Here is a 15,541-nt window from a genome sequence, read left to right as displayed (position 1 = left end):
TTTCAGATTCGGCAACTACCGTGCTGCGAGCATCCGTCGACGTCGTTGGGCACCAACCCGTTTGCCAATGAGTCCGTGGCGCGGACTGAACAAATACACCAGCGCAAAGACGGCACCCTCGACGAGCACGATCATGCCGCCGGATGCCGTGTCGAGATAGTAGCTGAGGTAGAGCCCGGTGATTGCTGCGAGCGCCGACAGTGCGGGAGCGATCACGAGCATCCGTGAGAACCGGTCAGTGAGCAGGTACGCGGTGGCACCCGGGATGATGAGCATCGCCACGACCAGCACAACCCCCACAGCTTGGAGTGCGACCACCGAGGTGAGCGCAAGCAGTCCGAGCAGGGCAGCGCCGAGCACTTTGGGGTTGAGGCCAATGGCGTGAGCGTGGGTTGCATCGAAAGCGTAGAGGGTGAAATCGCGGCGCTTGACGATGAGAATAGTGAAGGTGACAACACCCAAGATCACCACCTGCAGGAGGTCGGCCCAGGAAACGCCGAGGAGGTTGCCGAAGATGATGTGGTTGAGGTCGGTCTGCGAGGGGATCACCGAGATGAGTACGAGCCCTAGCGCGAACAGGGTCGTAAAGACGATGCCAATTGCGGCATCCTCTTTGATTCGACTGGTGTTTCTTACCGCCCCGATGAGGCCGACGGCGAGGAAACCGAAGAGGAGCGCCCCCAGGGCGAAAGGGGCCCCCACCACGTAGGCGAGAACAACTCCGGGCAGCACGGAGTGCGAGACAGCATCGCCCATGAGCGACCAGCCAACAAGCACCAGCCAGCACGACAACACTGCGCAGACGATCGCAGCAATCACACTGGTCGCCATAGCCCGCTGGATAAAGTCATAGCTGAGAGGTTCGAGGAGAAAGTCGAGCGGGTTCATTCGCTGTCACCCTGCTGAAGAACATCGAGACCGAAAGCGCGGGCGAGATTGGTGGGCTGCAAAACCTCAGCAGGGGTTGAATGCATCAGCACGCTGCGCATCAGCAGGATCGCCTCATCGGCAAGCTTCGGCAGCGCATTTAGGTCGTGCGTCGACACCAGCACTGTTGCCCCATCGGCGGCGAGTTCGCGCAACACCGCGGTGATGGTTGCTTCTGACCGCTTGTCGACACCAGCGAATGGCTCATCCAGCAGCAGAATGCTCGCCCCCTGCGCAATGCCCCGAGCGACGAACGCACGCTTCTTCTGACCGCCCGAAAGTTGACCAATCTGGCGGTCAGCAAGATCGGTGAGGTCGACCCTCGCCAGAGCCTCATCGACAGCAGTGCGGTCGGCAGCTTTCGGGCGCCGGGTTGGGCCCATGTGCCCGTAGCGACCCATCATGACCACATCGCGCACTGAAATCGGGAACGCCCAATCCACCTCTTCACTCTGCGGAACATAGCCAACCACCCCTGCTTTTCGCGCGAGCGCGGGTGCCTGACCCGCCAGTGTGACCGTTCCACGGTCAGGGCGAATCATCCCCGTGATCGTCCTGAACAGGGTCGACTTGCCCGAACCATTCACGCCAATCAGCCCACACACCTGCCCCGCCGCAACGGTGACGCTCACGTTGTCGAGCGCAAGCACGTCGCCGTAGTGCACCGTGACATTGTGCACACTGATGGCCGGTGTGGATGCCGCGGCTCTCGCACTCCTTGATGCCGCGGCTCCCGCGTTCTCCGCCGCTGGTGTCTGCCCTGCCGCTGGTGTCGGCTCTTCTCCTGTCACGATCCGGCTCCCGTCAGCCCGTCGATGATGAGTTGTGCGTCGTGCCGCAGCAACTCAAGGTAAGTCGGAACCGGACCATCCGCTGCCGACAGCGAGTCAACGTAGAGGGTGCCGCCGAAGGTTGCATCGCTTGCTTCGACGACTTGCTGCATGGTGCGGTCGGAGACGGTGGACTCGCAGAACACGGCGGGTACATCGTTGTCGCGAACGAAGTCGATGACGGCGGCGACCTGTCGGGGCGTGGACTGTTGTTCGGCGTTCACCGCCCACAGGTAGTGCTCGCTGAGGCCGGCATCCCTAGCCAGGTAGGAGAAGGCGCCCTCGCAGGTGATGAGTGCGCGTTGGTTGGGCGCGAGGGTGGCAAGCTCGGTGGTGAGTTCGTCATTCACTGTCTGAAGTTCGATCTTGTATGCCTCGGCATTGGCGGCGAAATCGGCGGCATTGTCGGGGTCGAGTTCGGCGAAGGCGGCAGCCATGTTGTCGACATAGATTTGAGCGTTGAGTGGGCTCATCCAGGCGTGCGGATTCGGCAACCCCTCATAGGCATCCTCGGCAATGTTGATCGTCTCGACACCCTCAGAGACCACGACGTGCGGCACCTCCAGACCGTCAACGAACTGCGCAAACCAGGCCTCAAGGTTGAGACCGTTGTCAAGGATGAGATCAGCATCTGCCGCTTTGGCGATATCGCCGGGGGTCGGCTGGTAGCCGTGAATCTCCGCACCCACCTTGGTGATCGATTCCACCCGAAGGTGCTCGCCTGCCACGTTCTGGGCGATATCGGCGAGCACAGTAAAGGTCGTGAGCACGACGGGGCGTTGGTCATTCGGGTCAGCTGGTGCCGCGGCATCCGGTGTGCTGCTGCACGCAACAAGGGCCGCAAGAACGGTGGCGGCGAGCGCAAAACTTCGAGCACGACGGATGCCCGTCCGCGCGCCTTCGCCGCTGAAACTGCTCATCTTCCGATTCTATGTTGGGTACCGCGCAACTGTAACTACGTCTAGCCGTAGTTTTTTCACATTGTGCGGGCGAAGCAAAAGTCACCCTTCTTTCGCGCGCCTTACCCACGTCACATGTCGCAACGCCGCACGACCGAGTGTTAACGTGAGAACACCCCGTGAGGGGCAGCGGGCCACAATTCCGGGATGGCCCCACAGACGGCCCTTCGGGTGGCCTTCATGCAGAGGAGCAACTTTGTCGGCGCACCAAGGATCGGGACAACAGGCATCGGTCGCCTCGCGACCGCGTGAACAGTGGAGCGGCCAGCTCGGTTTCATCCTGTCGGCGATCGGCTCGGCCGTGGGGCTGGGCAACATTTGGCGCTTCCCCGGAGTCGCGTACGAGAACGGTGGTGGGGCGTTCCTCATCCCGTACCTGATCGCACTGGTTACGGCCGGCATCCCGATCCTGTTCCTTGACTATGCGATCGGTCACCGCTTTCGCGGATCATCACCGACCGCCTTCCGTCGCCTGGGCGGCAAGGCCGGCAAGTGGTTGGAGTCGCTGGGCTGGTTCCAGGTGTGGATTTGCATCATCATCGCTGTCTACTACGCGGCCGTCGTCGCCTGGGCCGCCAGCTACTTCACCTTCAGCTTTGATTTGCGCTGGGGCGATGACACTGCCGGCTTCTTCGTCACCGAGTTTCTACAAACATCCGAACCGGGCTTCAGCTCGCAGTTCGTGCCTGCCGTTCTCATCCCGCTCGTGCTCGTCTGGGTCGCCGTGCTCGCCGTCCTGGGTTCGGGCATCGCGAAGGGCGTGCAGCGCGCCAACCTGATCTTCTTGCCGCTGCTGGTCGTCGCGTTCCTGATCTTGGTGGTGCGCGCACTGTTCTTGGATGGCGCCATGACCGGTCTCGATGCCCTGTTCACCCCTGATTGGGCTGCACTCGGCGACCCGAGCGTCTGGATTGCGGCCTACAGCCAGATCTTCTTCTCGCTGTCGATCGCGTTCGGCATCATGATCACGTACTCCTCATATCGCAGCCGTCGCGCTAACGTCACCGCGCCAGCACTGGTGGTGGCTTTCGCTAACTCCTCGTTCGAGATCATTGCCGGCATCGGTGTCTTCGCGACGCTCGGCTACTTCGCCTTCCAGCAGGGCGTCAGCATCGATGAGCTCGAAGGAATTACTGGGGTCGGACTCTCATTCATCACGTTCCCCGCGATTGTTTCCCAGATGCCCGGCGGTCCACTCTTTGGTGCACTGTTCTTCGGTTCGCTGGTGATGGCTGGTTTCACCTCCCTGCTGTCGGTACTGCAGGTTGTGTCATCCGCGTTTCAAGACAAGTTCGGCATCAGTGCCCGCCAAGCCTCGATTCGTGTCGGCTCGGCTTTGGCGATCGTTTCGGTACTGCTGTTCTCGACAACGACCGGACTCATTACCCTTGACACCGTCGACCAGTGGGCAAACAACGTCGGAATCGTGGTCGCCGCTATTGCCGCGACGATCCTCGTGATCTGGGTGTTCCGCAAGGGCCCGGAGCTTGCCGCGCACCTCAACGCCGTCTCCACCTTCAAGGTGGGCCGCGTCTGGCAGCTACTCGTCGGCGTACTCGCCCCGGTCGTTCTGCTCTACATGCTCATCCAGCGCATCATTGTGCTCGTCACCGAAGGCTACGAGGGGTACCCGCTGTGGTACCTCGCGGTCGCCGGATGGGGCACCATCGCCGTAATCCTCATTGGTGCCATCAGCATGACGGCATTGCGCTGGAAGCACGACCCCGACGAATTCACCCCGTGGCCTAGCGCCGAAGCACTAAAGGAGCTCAAGAAATGAGCGGCATCGCCATCATATTCTTTGTCGTCGCTGCCGTGCTCGTGTGGGGCGGACTCATCGCCAGCATCGTGTTTCTCGCCCGCAAGCCTCAAGTAGAGAACTACCCCGAGGGTTCTGAGCTCGTTAGCGACAACGACTAGCGCTCATGGTCGGGCATCAACAGAGACACCCGACCATGACGGTGCTAGTTCGCTGTGTCGCTCTCTTGGGCAGCGGAGTCGGCAGCCGTGGGAGCGGGCGTGTGAGCTGCCTCGGTGCCGCTGTTAGCGACGTGCGCGAGGCTGGCATCCACTGAGCTTTCTGCGGAACCACCGCGAGCGCCTTCGCCGACAGCCTGGCCGACGGCGCGACCCTGAATGATCGACGCGAGGTCGAGCCCGGTTGCTGCCTTGATCGACTCGAACGAGCTGCGCAGCGCGATAGCACTCTCGTTTCCGATGGTGTCTGCTGCACTTGATCCGCTGCCACCGATGACGGTGACGGACCCGATCTGACCGTAGCCCTTTGCCCACTGTTCCATGACAAGAGGAAGCGACTCGAGGGCACGCTGCGCAAGAAGCGCATCTTGGTGCTTAGCGAGAGCCGCGGCTTCTGCCTCAATGCTTGCCGCCCGAGCTTCACCGGAGAGGCGAACCGCATCCGCATCGGCGGCGGCACGAACGCGCACAGCTTCAGCTTCGACAGCCGCGATCTGCGCTTGAGCTTCCGCACCCTTAACGAGGCGGTACGCGTCGGAGTCAGCATCCTTCTGAGCCTTGTAGAGGTTGGCGTCTGCCAAGCGCTTCACGTCAGCATCGAGCTCAGCCTGACGGTTTTCGGCGCGCTGCTGGAGAACACCCTGCTCTGCGCGGGCACGAGCCAGCGCTTCAGCCTGCTCAGCTTCGGCGTTTGCCTTACCGACTTCAGCCTTCGAGTCTGCGGTGTTCTTGTCGAGCGCAGTCTGCTCGATCAGGTTCGCTTCAGCGACGGTGATGTTGCGCTTAGAGATTTCGCGGTTAGCGTCAGCGGTTGCCAACTCAGCCTCGCGACGCTTCGACTCAATCTGCGGGGTTCCGAGCGACTGGATGTAACCAACCTTGTCGCCGATGCCCTTGATCTGGAAGGAGTCAAGGATGAGGCCCTGCTCCGACAGCTCAGTGGAAACATCGGTGGCGATCTGGTCGGAGAACTTCTTGCGCTCACGCATGAGCTCAACAACCGACAGGGTTGCAACGACACCACGAAGGGCACCCTCGAGCTGCTCTGTCGTGAACTGCTCGATCGCTTTATCCTGCGAAGCGAAGCGCTCTGCGGCACGGCGCACCAGCATGGGGTCAGATCCGATCTTGACAATAGCGACCGCCTCTACCTGAAGCGTGACGTTATCTGCCGACTGCGCCTCGGCAGTCATCGAAACTTGACGCGATCGAAGAGAAATTGTCTCGTGGCGCTGTGTGATCGGGTTGACCAGGGCTTTGCCGTTGACAATGACAGTGACCGCCGAATCGCGCCCCGTCGAGTCTTTCTGTGAACGACCGGAGACGACGAGAGCTTCGTCAGCACGAGCGACCTTAAACCATGCCCGAGCAATCAGGAGGAGTACGAGCAGTAGTACAACAAGTACGACCACCGCGATTCCGATGAGCAGGACGATTCCGCCGGTGGCGAAGAGTTCCATGTATGCACCTTTCAAAGATGAGCGATATCCATCCATTGTCGTCGCTCGGGGAGCATTTGGACGAAAGACGCAGAAAGTGAGCCCGGTGCAGTGCAGCATTCGTTCAGCGCACACGACGGCAGGCGTAGTCTGACCCCCATGACGAAGATCCTGGTCGTGGAAGACGACACGGCGATGGGTGCGCTCGTTCAGCAGGGTCTCGAGGGTGAGGGTTACACCGTGACGCTCGTCACGAACGGCATGGATGCGCTCATTGCGGCGACCAGCGATGATTTCTCCGCCGCCGCCATCGATGTGATGTTGCCCGAAATGTCTGGTTTCGAAATCTGCCGACACCTGCGCGAACAGGGAAACCCCCTTCCCGTGCTGCTGCTCACCGCACGCGATGCCGTAGAAGATCGGGTGCTCGGCCTCGACTCCGGCGCTGACGACTACCTCACCAAACCCTTCGCTTTCGCCGAGTTGGCCGCCCGGATTCGTGCGCTTGTGCGCCGCGACTCGTCCACCCCCAAAGCCAGCCGAAAGATAGGCCAGCTGGTGCTCGACGCGGCAACGGTGCGAGCCACGGCATCCGGTGCACCACTGCCGATGAGTTCCAAAGAGTTCGCCCTGCTGTGGATGCTCAGCGCCCGCACCGGCGAAACACTCACCCGTGCCGACATCCTGCACGAAGTCTGGGGAACCACCGCCCACATTGATGCCAACGTTGTTGACCAGTACGTCAGCTATCTGCGGCGAAAACTCGACCCGCACACGTCGGGCGTTGTGATCACCACGGTGCGCGGTGTTGGCTACTCGTTAGCGGAGGTGGAGTGATGTTCTCGAAGCTCTCCATTCGTGCCCGCATCACCCTCGGCAGTGTCGCCGCGGCCACCATCCTGCTATTGCTCGCGCTTCTCGTCGTGCGAGTTGCCGTGCACGACATCCTGATCGAAGCCGACCGCTCTCTCGCCACCAGCGACCTCACCTCGTTCGTAGCTGACATCACCGCAAACCCCGACGAAACTGTGGACGACCCCGGCACGGGCGTGCTCGTGTTCATTCAAGACCCCACCAAAAACGTGCAGGTGAATACTTTGCCTCGCGACGTTCGAAAGGCCATCTCGCGACGCGATCCCGACAACACCACGTTTACGCTGCGCGACGACGATGAGCGTTCCTATGTGATCGCCGGGCGCACGGTAGAAACCACCGCAGGAACCTGGGTGTTGTGGTCGGCCCGCAGCACATCGGCAAGCGAACTCGCGTTGCACGGGCTCGATCGAGTACTGATCGTGGCCGGCGGGGTACTGCTATTGGGCTTGGGATTGGCATCGTGGATTCTCGCCTCTGTCGCCCTGCGACCCGTAACTGCGATGCGACGCAAAGCTGAGGAGTTCAGCACCGACACCGAGGCGACACTTCCTGTCGGGCCCGCGCACGACGAACTCTCGGCGCTGGCCACAACCCTCAACGAGTTTCTCGCTAGAATGCGGGCATCCACCGAACGCGAAAAGCAGATGGTGTCGGATGCCGCCCACGAGTTGCGCACCCCGCTAGCAGCGCTCACGACTCAGCTTGAACTCGCGCACGCCGACTTTGGGAACGCAGCGGCACTTGCCTCTCAAGTGACGTCGGCGGAAGCATCCGTGAATCGACTGACATCGTTAGCCACCAATCTGCTGGAACTCAGTCGCTTAGAGACCGAATCAAACACCGCGACCTCACGCGCTGGTGAACTCGTTGATGAATTCATGGGCAGCATCGACCGTGCCCGGCTTCTGGGGATGGCGAAAGCGGCACAGGTCGATTTCACCGTCTCAACCGCCGACGAGACGGCCCGTTACCGGATCGGCGCCCAATCATTCGGTCGACTCGTTGACAACTTGCTGTCTAATGCCCTCGCCGCAATCTCCGCCCAGGGAGAGGTGTCAGCAACGTTCACTAGTGACAGCGGCGGTCTTCGGTTGGATGTCGTCGATGACGGCCCGGGAATGCCGGCGCAGTTCATCCCGATCGCCTTCGACCGCTTCTCTCGCCCTGACGTATCGCGCACCGAATCGACCGGCGGCAGCGGACTCGGGCTGGCACTCGTGCACGCCATCGCGAGCGCTGCCGGGGGCACCGCCACCCTCGAGAACACCGGCGACGGTTTGCGTGTGAGCGTTTACTTGCCGAACATGTGAGTTCCCTCAGGCAAATAGGCGCTTTCTCTTAGCGTTCCTCTAGCTGGCGCCAGCACAGTAGGAACATGACCACACAGGTGCGCACCCGAGCGACCAACCCACACGCTCAGATCGAGGCGGCGGACGACTACCGCCGCGGTTACTCCCGCCGAGCACGCCGTTCTGACGTCTTCGTGATGATGCTCTGGGCTTCGGGCGCTGCCGCCGCCGCACTCTTTCTGGCTTCCGGCGGTGCCGCCCAGTTCGGCTCGATCGCGCAAACACTCACCAGCATCGGAATCATCACCGGACTTGTCGGCACCGACTTCATCCTCGTGATGCTGGTACTTGCGGCGCGCATCCCGCTCATCGACCGCACCATCGGCCACGACCGGGCCATTGCGGTGCACCGCTCACTCGGCAAGCCCGCCCTCTACCTGCTGCTCGCCCATGGAGTAATGCTGCTTGTGGGGTACGGACTTTCCTCGGGCATCAACCCAATCGCCGAAATCGGCCCCATGCTCGCGCTACCCGATATGCCCCTCGCCTTTATTGGCCTCGGTCTGCTGATCGCCGTCGTCGTAACGTCAGTTGTCACTGTTCGTCGCCACTTCAGCTATGAAGGGTGGCACCTCGTGCACCTGCTCAGCTATGTGTCAGTCGCCTTCGCACTCCCCCACCAGTTGAGTGTTGGCGGAGTGCTCGCTGACGGCACCGCACAACGCGTCTATTGGATTGCGCTCTACGTTCTCGCCCTCGGAAGCATCATCACATTCCGGTTCGTCGAACCACTCGTGTCAAGCCTCCGACACCGGCTGCGGGTCGCGGCGGTCACCGAGATTGCCCCCGGAGTCACCACGATTCAACTCGGCGGCCACGCACTGCGCGGGCTCGGAGCATCCGGTGGTCAGTTCTTCATCTGGCGCTTCTGGACCCCACGAACCTGGTGGCACTCGCACCCGATCTCGCTCTCGGCGATGCCGACCGAAAGCACCGCACGCATCACGATTCGGGAGCTCGGAGCCGGAAGCGCGCGACTGTCAGCTGTTCCCGTTGGCACACGCGTCAGCATCGAAGGCCCGTACGGTCTGTTCTCCGAAGCTGCCCGCACATCACCCAAGCTCGCGATCATTGCGGCCGGTATCGGAGTCACCCCCGTACGGGCCCTGCTCGAACATGCCTCATTTTCCCCCGGAGAAGCAACCGTTCTGCTGCGAGCCAGTACGCCAGAGGAGACCTACCACTGGGACGAAATACGGGCAATCGCCGAAGCAAAGGGTGCCGCCTGCTACTCCATGGTCGGGCACCGTCCGCGTCGTGGCGACAGTTGGATGGCCGCAAGTGATGTCGCTCGCGGAGTCACCCTAGAAACAGCTTTTCCCGACCTGGCCGACTCCGACGTGTACCTGTGCGGCCCCACCGCCTGGCGTGACCTCGTTGAAGCAGAAGTGCGGGCCACGGGCGTGCGCCCCGAACAAATTCACGCAGAAAGGTTTGACTGGTGAGAACGAGAGCGATTTTAGGAAGCATTCTGGCTTCGGCCAGCGTGCTCATCGTCGGCTACCAAGCAGGAACCGCAGTCACGACCAGCAATGGATCGTCGATCTCCTTGCCCGTGGGTGGCGCCACCGCTGGTTCGTCGAGTTCGGGCTCAAGCACCGGTGCCGCTGCGCCAGCCCCGAGCGGACCCAGCGATGGAACCTACACCGGTGCGAGCGTCAACACACGCTTCGGTGCTGTGCAAGTGCGGGTGACCATCGCCGGTGGCAGCATCAGCAAGCTCGACGCGCTCCATCTGACGAATGCGGATGGCCGTTCGGTGCAGATCAGCAACTATGCGGCACCAATTCTGCGCAGCGAGGTGCTCAACTCGCAGTCCACTCGGGTGTCGAATGTGGGTGGTGCTACGTACACGACGCGAGCGTATTTGACGTCAGTGCAGTCAGCGCTTGATCAGGCTGGTGCCTGATGCGTCACACTTTCGAGACGATGGGAACGGTGGCGTCAACTGAGGTTCCCCAGGGGTGGTCGAGCGAACTCGGTGCGATTGTGGCGATCTTCGCGGAGATCGAGCAACGTTTCAGTTTGTATCGGCCCGACTCCGAGTTGAGCCGCATCGCGTGCGGCAACCTGGCGCTGGCCGGCGCAAGTATTGAGTTGCTCGCCAGTTACTCGCGTGCCCTTGAGTGGCGCAGCACTACCTCGGGTTTCTTTAGCCCACACCGCCCCGATGGGGTCATCGATCTGAACGGCATTGTCAAGGCTGAAGCGATCGAACGTGCTGGCGCACACCTTCAGGCTGTCGGATGCCCGAGCTGGAGCGTAAACGTTGGTGGCGACATCCTCGTCTCCCCCACCGGCGAAGCCCAACTCGTGGGTATCGTCGATCCTGTGGATAGCTCGGCTCTTCTCTGCTCGATCACCCTCGGCGGTTCGCGGCTCGCTCTCGCGACCTCGGGTAGCGCGCAACGTGGCGACCACATCTGGCGCGGAGGAAGCACTGAGCCGACGCACTTCGTGCAGGTGAGCGTTGCTGCCAGGGACATCGTGACAGCTGACGTGCTCGCGACCGCGATTGTGGCGGGCGGGCCCGAAGCGCTCGATGATGTGGCCGGTCGTTGGGATGTTGATGTGATCACGGTCGATCGGTCAGGTGCGTTGCGTGCGACTCCAGGGCTGCTGCGCTCGCTGGTGACGAATACTGCCGCCTAGCGCGGTTCGACGCCACCCATCGAGCTGCCGCCTTTGTGCTGGTCGGCGCGCCCGAACGTTGTTTCCAGCACGTGCTGCATCTTTCGAATCGCACCATTGACGGCGCTTTCGACCGTCGACGCGTTATCGCTGGCGAGTTCAGGATTCTTACCCTCGGGGCGGGCCTCAAGCTGGCAACGGATGTCGTCACCAGTGCTGCGACCGGCACTCTCGTCGCTCAAGTGCACCTCAACCCGGGTGAGGTGAGAGCTGAAGTGCGCGAGCTTGCTTTCGACCGAGGTAACGATTTCGGCGGTTGCTTCCTCGCTGAGGGTGATGTTGTGATCAGTGTTAACGATGACCTGCATGGTCGCCTCCTGGCAATTGTGGTGCACTGTGGGCTGCCGCCGGGTGAGAACTTCGCGAGAAGAACAGTAGTTCATCCACTAATTACGCTACGCCGCCGAGCTGTGTGCCCTGTAAGCAGAGTAGTCGAGGCGTGGGTGCAGTGTGAGTTCAGTGGCCTTCCGCCACCTCGACAAGTACCTCATTGTGACGAAAGAACGAGGGGGTGAGGGGTGGGTCGAAGCGTGCGAACCAGGGTTCGCCGATGGTCGTGAGCCCGGCATCCTTCACCACGTTAAGCAGTTGGGCGCGGTGCTTGTGGAAGGAGGACTCGCTCCAGCGCCCCGTGAAGCGCACCGCAGCGACGAGCCTCGCGGGTACCGTGCGCAGAGACACTTCGCTGCGGGTCGGCAGCGGTGCCAATGCCTCGTCGATGGATGCCGGGAGCACAAACGCGACCGTGTAATTTTCCCCGGAGCCGGTTTGCACCACGGGGGCCGTCATGGCGATGCGTTGCGAACGGGCCTGCACAACGGGAGCGGTCATCTCGATTGATTGTCTGGCGGCGTTATCGCCCGTGATGTAACCGAAAAGGTAGCGGAACGCGCGATTGCCCGCATTCTCGAAATCTGCCGAAACTTTCGTCTCAGCAACGACATGCTCGGGGTAGCGTCGCACCTCCACCACACCCTCGGTGCGTAGGAGGTCATAGGGCTGCTTCTCTGTCATTCGCTGATCGTACGCTCGGGTACTGGAAGCGGCCCGAGCCTGCAGGAAGTTCGGCGGCTCGTCTCGTCGTGACCGCGGGGCCTCGGGACCAAGCAGGACCAGAGCCCATCACGACAAGACGCATCCCGATGGCCTAGACGACACTCAACAATATGTCGTTCGACTAACGTATTATCGCCTCAACCGTCGCACGAGCGAGTGACACACTTTTACTGGCACACTGCGCTAACACAAGGGAGCCACAGTGTCCGTTTGGCGCATTCGCGACTTTCATTCCGACGATCTCGACGGCATCCTGCATCTCTGGGAAGAGATCACCGCCCTCAAGATTGACCCGGTCTATGGGCTATCGGAGGTGCTGGCCAGCTGCCAGAAGGATCAGGCTGTCGTCGCGATGCACGGCGACGAAGTCATCGGTGCTGCCGTCGGTCGCGCGGCACATGCTCAAGGGTGGATTGTCTTCCTCGCAACCGCACAACGTTGGCAGAATCAGGGCATCGGCACCGCACTACTGGGGGCGCTGGAGAAGCGAATGGCGCCGTACGGGCTCGCCAAGCTTTCAGCGCTGCTTCCAGAATCGGCGAGCCGGGTGGATGCCTTCCTCAATCAAGGCTTCGAGGTGAAGAAGAATCTGCGCTACTTCGAGCGCCACATTCCGGTGCAGCGCGAAGAACTGCGGTCACTCGCCGAGCTTGGTGGGCGGATGCTGCCCCGCGATCTCTGGGAAGCCGTCGGCGGTATGCGGCGCGAGAAAGAACTGCTCGAGCGCCGCCTTGTGATGCCGCTCGCCAAACCTGAAATGGCCGACCAGTATGGGGTGGTGCCGCCGAAGGCTGTTGTACTGTTCGGCCCGCCCGGAACGGGCAAGACCACCTTCGCCAAGGCGATCGCCTCCCGTTTGGATTGGCCGTTCGTTGAGGTATTCCCCTCCCGACTCGCCGCCGACCCGAAAGGGCTGGCCGGAGCTCTGCGCGAAACGTTCCTCAAAATCTCAGAGCTGGAGCACGTGGTCGTGTTCATCGACGAGGTAGAGGAGATCGCGGCGCAGCGTGGTGGTGAGCCGCCATCGGCCCTGCAGGGTGTCACCAACGAACTACTCAAGATCATCCCCGCCTTCCGAGAACAACCGGGGCGCCTTCTTGTGTGCGCAACCAACTTCATCCGTGCACTCGACTCCGCCCTGCTTCGCCATGGACGCTTTGACTACGTCATTCCGATCGGGTTGCCGGATGTTGCGGCACGGCACGCTATCTGGGAGCGATACATTCCTGCCGGCGTCACCGGTCTCATTGACCTTGACGTGCTGGTCACCTCAAGCGATGGTTTCTCCCCCGCCGATGTGGAGTACGCGGCTCGTCGGGCTTCTCAAGAAGCCCTCGAGCGCGCGCTCTTCGACGGTGTGGATGCCGCCGCTCCGGCTGGCCCGGCCGGCCCGACCACCGAAGACTATCTCTCCGCTATTCGGTCCACCCGCACCACCGTGTCGGCTCAAGTCGCGACAGAGTTCCTCGAAGATATTGAGCGGCTCGCCCGCCTCTAGCGCGGGTTGGCTGCGCACAACCAGCTCTCGGACTTCATGGAGGATGATCAACAGATGACAGGTGCAGGCACCCAATCCGCCCCGGTAGGCCAACTCGAAGGGTGGGTTCGCACCCCATTCACGGGTGCGGGCACAACCCATGACTGCTACGAGAAGGGTTCGGGGCCAGGGGTGGTGCTCATTCCCGAGATTCCTGGGATCACCCCGGAAGTTCTCGGCTTAGCCGAGCATCTTGTTGCGGCGGGCTTCACCGTGGTCGTACCGTCCCCATTTGGCGATCCGGGGCGGGCTATATCCGGCAGCTACATGATGGGGACAGTGCTGCGACTCTGTGTTGCGTCAGAGTTCCGGGCATTCGCCACGAATGCACACCGGCCAATCACGGATTACCTGAGGGCCGTCGCATCCGACCTCGCCGCCCGCACTCCAGGAAAGGGCGTCGGTGTAATCGGCCAGTGCTTCACCGGCGGTTTCGCTCTAGCCGCCGCCATTGATGACTCCGTTGCCGCGTCAGTTCTGAGCCAACCCGCTACGCCAATTCCGCTGGGCCGCGCCCGCCAGCTCGACCCTGGGGTCTCTCCGGAAGAATTTGATCGCATCGCGGCGCGGGCGAGTGCCGGCGAAGTGTGTGCGCTCGGTTTGCGGTTTAGCGAAGACAGCTCCGTGCCGCGAGCACGATTCGACACGATCAAGAAGCGGCTCGGGGATGCCTTCGAGATCATCCAACTGGATTCCTCGCCAGGTAACCCCGACGGCTACGCGAAGTCGGCGCACTCGGTACTCACCGGTGAAGTGCGCCAGGACCCCGCCAATTCGGCGTCGGCCGCCCGGGATCGCGTTGTTGCATTTCTGAAGGAACGGATCGGCTGAGCGCGGCTCCGGTACTCGCAATCCCGCCGACCCATGCAGGCGACGTACGCACCATTAGGAAGGGACAAGCATCCGCGGATCGAATTTGGCGCGCCATCCCCGGCGCGCTGGTCGAGGTGCAGGCCATTCCCGCTGCCTACGACCAAGCGATCTCCCTGGATAGTTTCTCGATTCTCCCTAAGACTTCGTTGCGCAGGCGCCTAAAGTGAACTCATGTCTCAGAACCGACGCGTATCCAAGGAGCTGTACGAGCGAGAGTTGAAGCGATTGCAGATCGAACTCGTCACAATGCAGCGGTGGATTGTTGAATCAGGCTTGCGTGTGCTGGTGATTTTCGAGGGTCGAGATGCCGCCGGCAAGGGCGGAGCGATTAAACGCATCGCACAATATCTCAACCCCCGATCGACTCGAGTGGTGGCCCTACCGCAGCCGAATGAGCGGGAGAAGGGGCAGTGGTACTTCCAGCGCTACGTTGAGCACCTGCCGACCCGGGGCGAGATCGTGCTGATGGATCGCAGTTGGTACAACCGCGCCGGCGTCGAGCGAGTAATGGGCTACTGCACTGACGACCAGTACGAGCTCTTTCTTCGGCAAACTCCGGTCTTCGAGCAGATGCTTGTCGACGACGGCATCGTGCTGATCAAGTATTGGTTCTCTGTTTCTGACAAAGTGCAGCAGCGACGGTTTAAGTCCCGCCTCCACGACCCCATGCGCCGGTGGAAACTTTCTGACACCGACCTTCAGTCCATCACTCGCTGGGAAGAATACTCTCGCGCCAAAGATGCAATGTTCGCCGCCACCGATACGGAGTACGCCCCGTGGTGGACGGTCGACAGCGACGTCAAGAAAGTGGCACGTCTCAACGTGATGAGTCACTTAATCTCACAGATCGAGTTCGAGCGCACAGAACCCAAGTCAGTGAAAATTCCGAAACGACCGAAGTCGGCGAACTACTCACGTCCACCGGTCGAGACCCAACACTTTGTCCCCGATATCGCCACGAGTTTATGAGGATGCGATGCTTTCCGTACGGCTGACCTGTTCCTGCAAGGAATGAGCGAATTGAACC

16 protein-coding genes are annotated in these 15,541 nt (G+C 61.6%); 10 read left to right on the top strand and 6 right to left on the bottom strand.

What is annotated here, in order from left to right; all coding sequences use genetic code 11:
* Positions 1 to 15: 15 nt before the first annotated feature.
* The 3 genes from AADH44_RS01765 to AADH44_RS01755 all read right to left on the bottom strand — a co-directional run bounded on the left by AADH44_RS01765 (position 16) and on the right by AADH44_RS01755 (position 2,677).
* The gene (locus tag AADH44_RS01765) at positions 16 to 888 is read right to left on the bottom strand and encodes a metal ABC transporter permease (RefSeq protein ID WP_341953708.1); all 873 of its coding nucleotides are present in this window, start codon (positions 886 to 888) and stop codon (positions 16 to 18) included.
* The gene (locus tag AADH44_RS01760) at positions 885 to 1,613 is read right to left on the bottom strand and encodes an ABC transporter ATP-binding protein (protein ID WP_341955026.1); all 729 of its coding nucleotides are present in this window, start codon (positions 1,611 to 1,613) and stop codon (positions 885 to 887) included. Before AADH44_RS01760 ends, AADH44_RS01765 begins: the two co-directional genes overlap by 4 nt.
* A gap of 101 nt (positions 1,614 to 1,714) precedes the next feature.
* Positions 1,715 to 2,677, bottom strand: a complete 963-nt coding sequence (locus AADH44_RS01755) for a metal ABC transporter substrate-binding protein (RefSeq protein ID WP_341953707.1) — start codon at positions 2,675 to 2,677, stop codon at positions 1,715 to 1,717.
* Between the two features lie 235 nt (positions 2,678 to 2,912).
* On the opposite strand from AADH44_RS01755, the gene AADH44_RS01750 reads away from it, so the two are divergent.
* Together AADH44_RS01750 and AADH44_RS01745 are read left to right on the top strand one after the other, a co-directional pair.
* Positions 2,913 to 4,496: a sodium-dependent transporter gene (locus AADH44_RS01750; protein ID WP_341953706.1), complete on the top strand. Its 1,584-nt coding sequence runs from the start codon at positions 2,913 to 2,915 to the stop codon at positions 4,494 to 4,496.
* Positions 4,493 to 4,636: a methionine/alanine import family NSS transporter small subunit gene (locus AADH44_RS01745; protein WP_341953704.1), complete on the top strand. Its 144-nt coding sequence runs from the start codon at positions 4,493 to 4,495 to the stop codon at positions 4,634 to 4,636. The genes AADH44_RS01750 and AADH44_RS01745 overlap by 4 nt, the downstream gene beginning before the upstream one ends.
* Before the next feature lie 44 nt (positions 4,637 to 4,680).
* On the opposite strand, the gene AADH44_RS01740 is transcribed toward AADH44_RS01745, so the two are convergent.
* The gene (locus AADH44_RS01740) at positions 4,681 to 6,153 is read right to left on the bottom strand and encodes an SPFH domain-containing protein (RefSeq protein ID WP_341953703.1); all 1,473 of its coding nucleotides are present in this window, start codon (positions 6,151 to 6,153) and stop codon (positions 4,681 to 4,683) included.
* A gap of 138 nt (positions 6,154 to 6,291) precedes the next feature.
* On the opposite strand from AADH44_RS01740, the gene AADH44_RS01735 reads away from it, so the two are divergent.
* The 5 genes from AADH44_RS01735 (at position 6,292) to AADH44_RS01715 (ending at position 11,009) form a co-directional block, all read left to right on the top strand.
* A complete protein-coding gene (locus tag AADH44_RS01735) occupies positions 6,292 to 6,969 on the top strand; it encodes a response regulator transcription factor (protein WP_341953702.1) in 678 nt (225 codons plus the stop codon).
* The gene (locus AADH44_RS01730; protein WP_341953701.1) at positions 6,969 to 8,318 is read left to right on the top strand and encodes a HAMP domain-containing sensor histidine kinase; all 1,350 of its coding nucleotides are present in this window, start codon (positions 6,969 to 6,971) and stop codon (positions 8,316 to 8,318) included. Before AADH44_RS01735 ends, AADH44_RS01730 begins: the two co-directional genes overlap by 1 nt.
* Before the next feature lie 65 nt (positions 8,319 to 8,383).
* Entirely contained in the window at positions 8,384 to 9,802 is a 1,419-nt protein-coding gene (locus AADH44_RS01725) for a ferredoxin reductase family protein (protein ID WP_341953700.1), read from the top strand.
* The gene (locus AADH44_RS01720) at positions 9,799 to 10,266 is read left to right on the top strand and encodes an FMN-binding protein (RefSeq protein ID WP_341953699.1); all 468 of its coding nucleotides are present in this window, start codon (positions 9,799 to 9,801) and stop codon (positions 10,264 to 10,266) included. The genes AADH44_RS01725 and AADH44_RS01720 overlap by 4 nt, the downstream gene beginning before the upstream one ends.
* On the top strand, positions 10,266 to 11,009 hold the full coding sequence (locus AADH44_RS01715) for an FAD:protein FMN transferase (protein ID WP_341953698.1): 744 nt from the start codon (positions 10,266 to 10,268) through the stop codon (positions 11,007 to 11,009). The genes AADH44_RS01720 and AADH44_RS01715 overlap by 1 nt, the downstream gene beginning before the upstream one ends.
* Here the strand turns inward: AADH44_RS01715 and AADH44_RS01710 are convergent.
* Both AADH44_RS01710 and AADH44_RS01705 read right to left on the bottom strand, forming a co-directional pair.
* Positions 11,006 to 11,356, bottom strand: a complete 351-nt coding sequence (locus AADH44_RS01710; RefSeq protein ID WP_341953697.1) for an HPF/RaiA family ribosome-associated protein — start codon at positions 11,354 to 11,356, stop codon at positions 11,006 to 11,008. The genes AADH44_RS01715 and AADH44_RS01710 overlap by 4 nt on opposite strands.
* 148 nt (positions 11,357 to 11,504) lie before the next feature.
* Positions 11,505 to 12,062, bottom strand: a complete 558-nt coding sequence (locus AADH44_RS01705; RefSeq protein ID WP_341953695.1) for a heme-binding protein — start codon at positions 12,060 to 12,062, stop codon at positions 11,505 to 11,507.
* A gap of 244 nt (positions 12,063 to 12,306) precedes the next feature.
* Between AADH44_RS01705 and AADH44_RS01700 the strand changes: the two genes are divergently transcribed.
* The 3 genes from AADH44_RS01700 (at position 12,307) to ppk2 (ending at position 15,483) form a co-directional block, all read left to right on the top strand.
* Entirely contained in the window at positions 12,307 to 13,602 is a 1,296-nt protein-coding gene (locus AADH44_RS01700) for a GNAT family N-acetyltransferase (RefSeq protein WP_341953693.1), read from the top strand.
* A 54-nt stretch (positions 13,603 to 13,656) separates the two neighbouring features.
* The gene (locus AADH44_RS01695) at positions 13,657 to 14,472 is read left to right on the top strand and encodes a dienelactone hydrolase family protein (RefSeq protein ID WP_341953692.1); all 816 of its coding nucleotides are present in this window, start codon (positions 13,657 to 13,659) and stop codon (positions 14,470 to 14,472) included.
* Positions 14,473 to 14,685: 213 nt separating this feature from the next.
* Positions 14,686 to 15,483 carry a polyphosphate kinase 2 gene (gene ppk2 / locus AADH44_RS01690; protein ID WP_341953691.1) on the top strand — a complete coding sequence of 266 codons (798 nt, stop codon included), beginning with the start codon at positions 14,686 to 14,688 and terminating at the stop codon, positions 15,481 to 15,483.
* Positions 15,484 to 15,541: the final 58 nt, after the last annotated feature.

The organism is Salinibacterium sp. TMP30 (assembly GCF_038397785.1).
Lineage (GTDB): Bacteria > Actinomycetota > Actinomycetes > Actinomycetales > Microbacteriaceae > Rhodoglobus.
The sequence above is the reverse complement of the archived record's forward strand: the minus strand, read 5'-3'. Positions and strand labels throughout refer to the sequence as shown.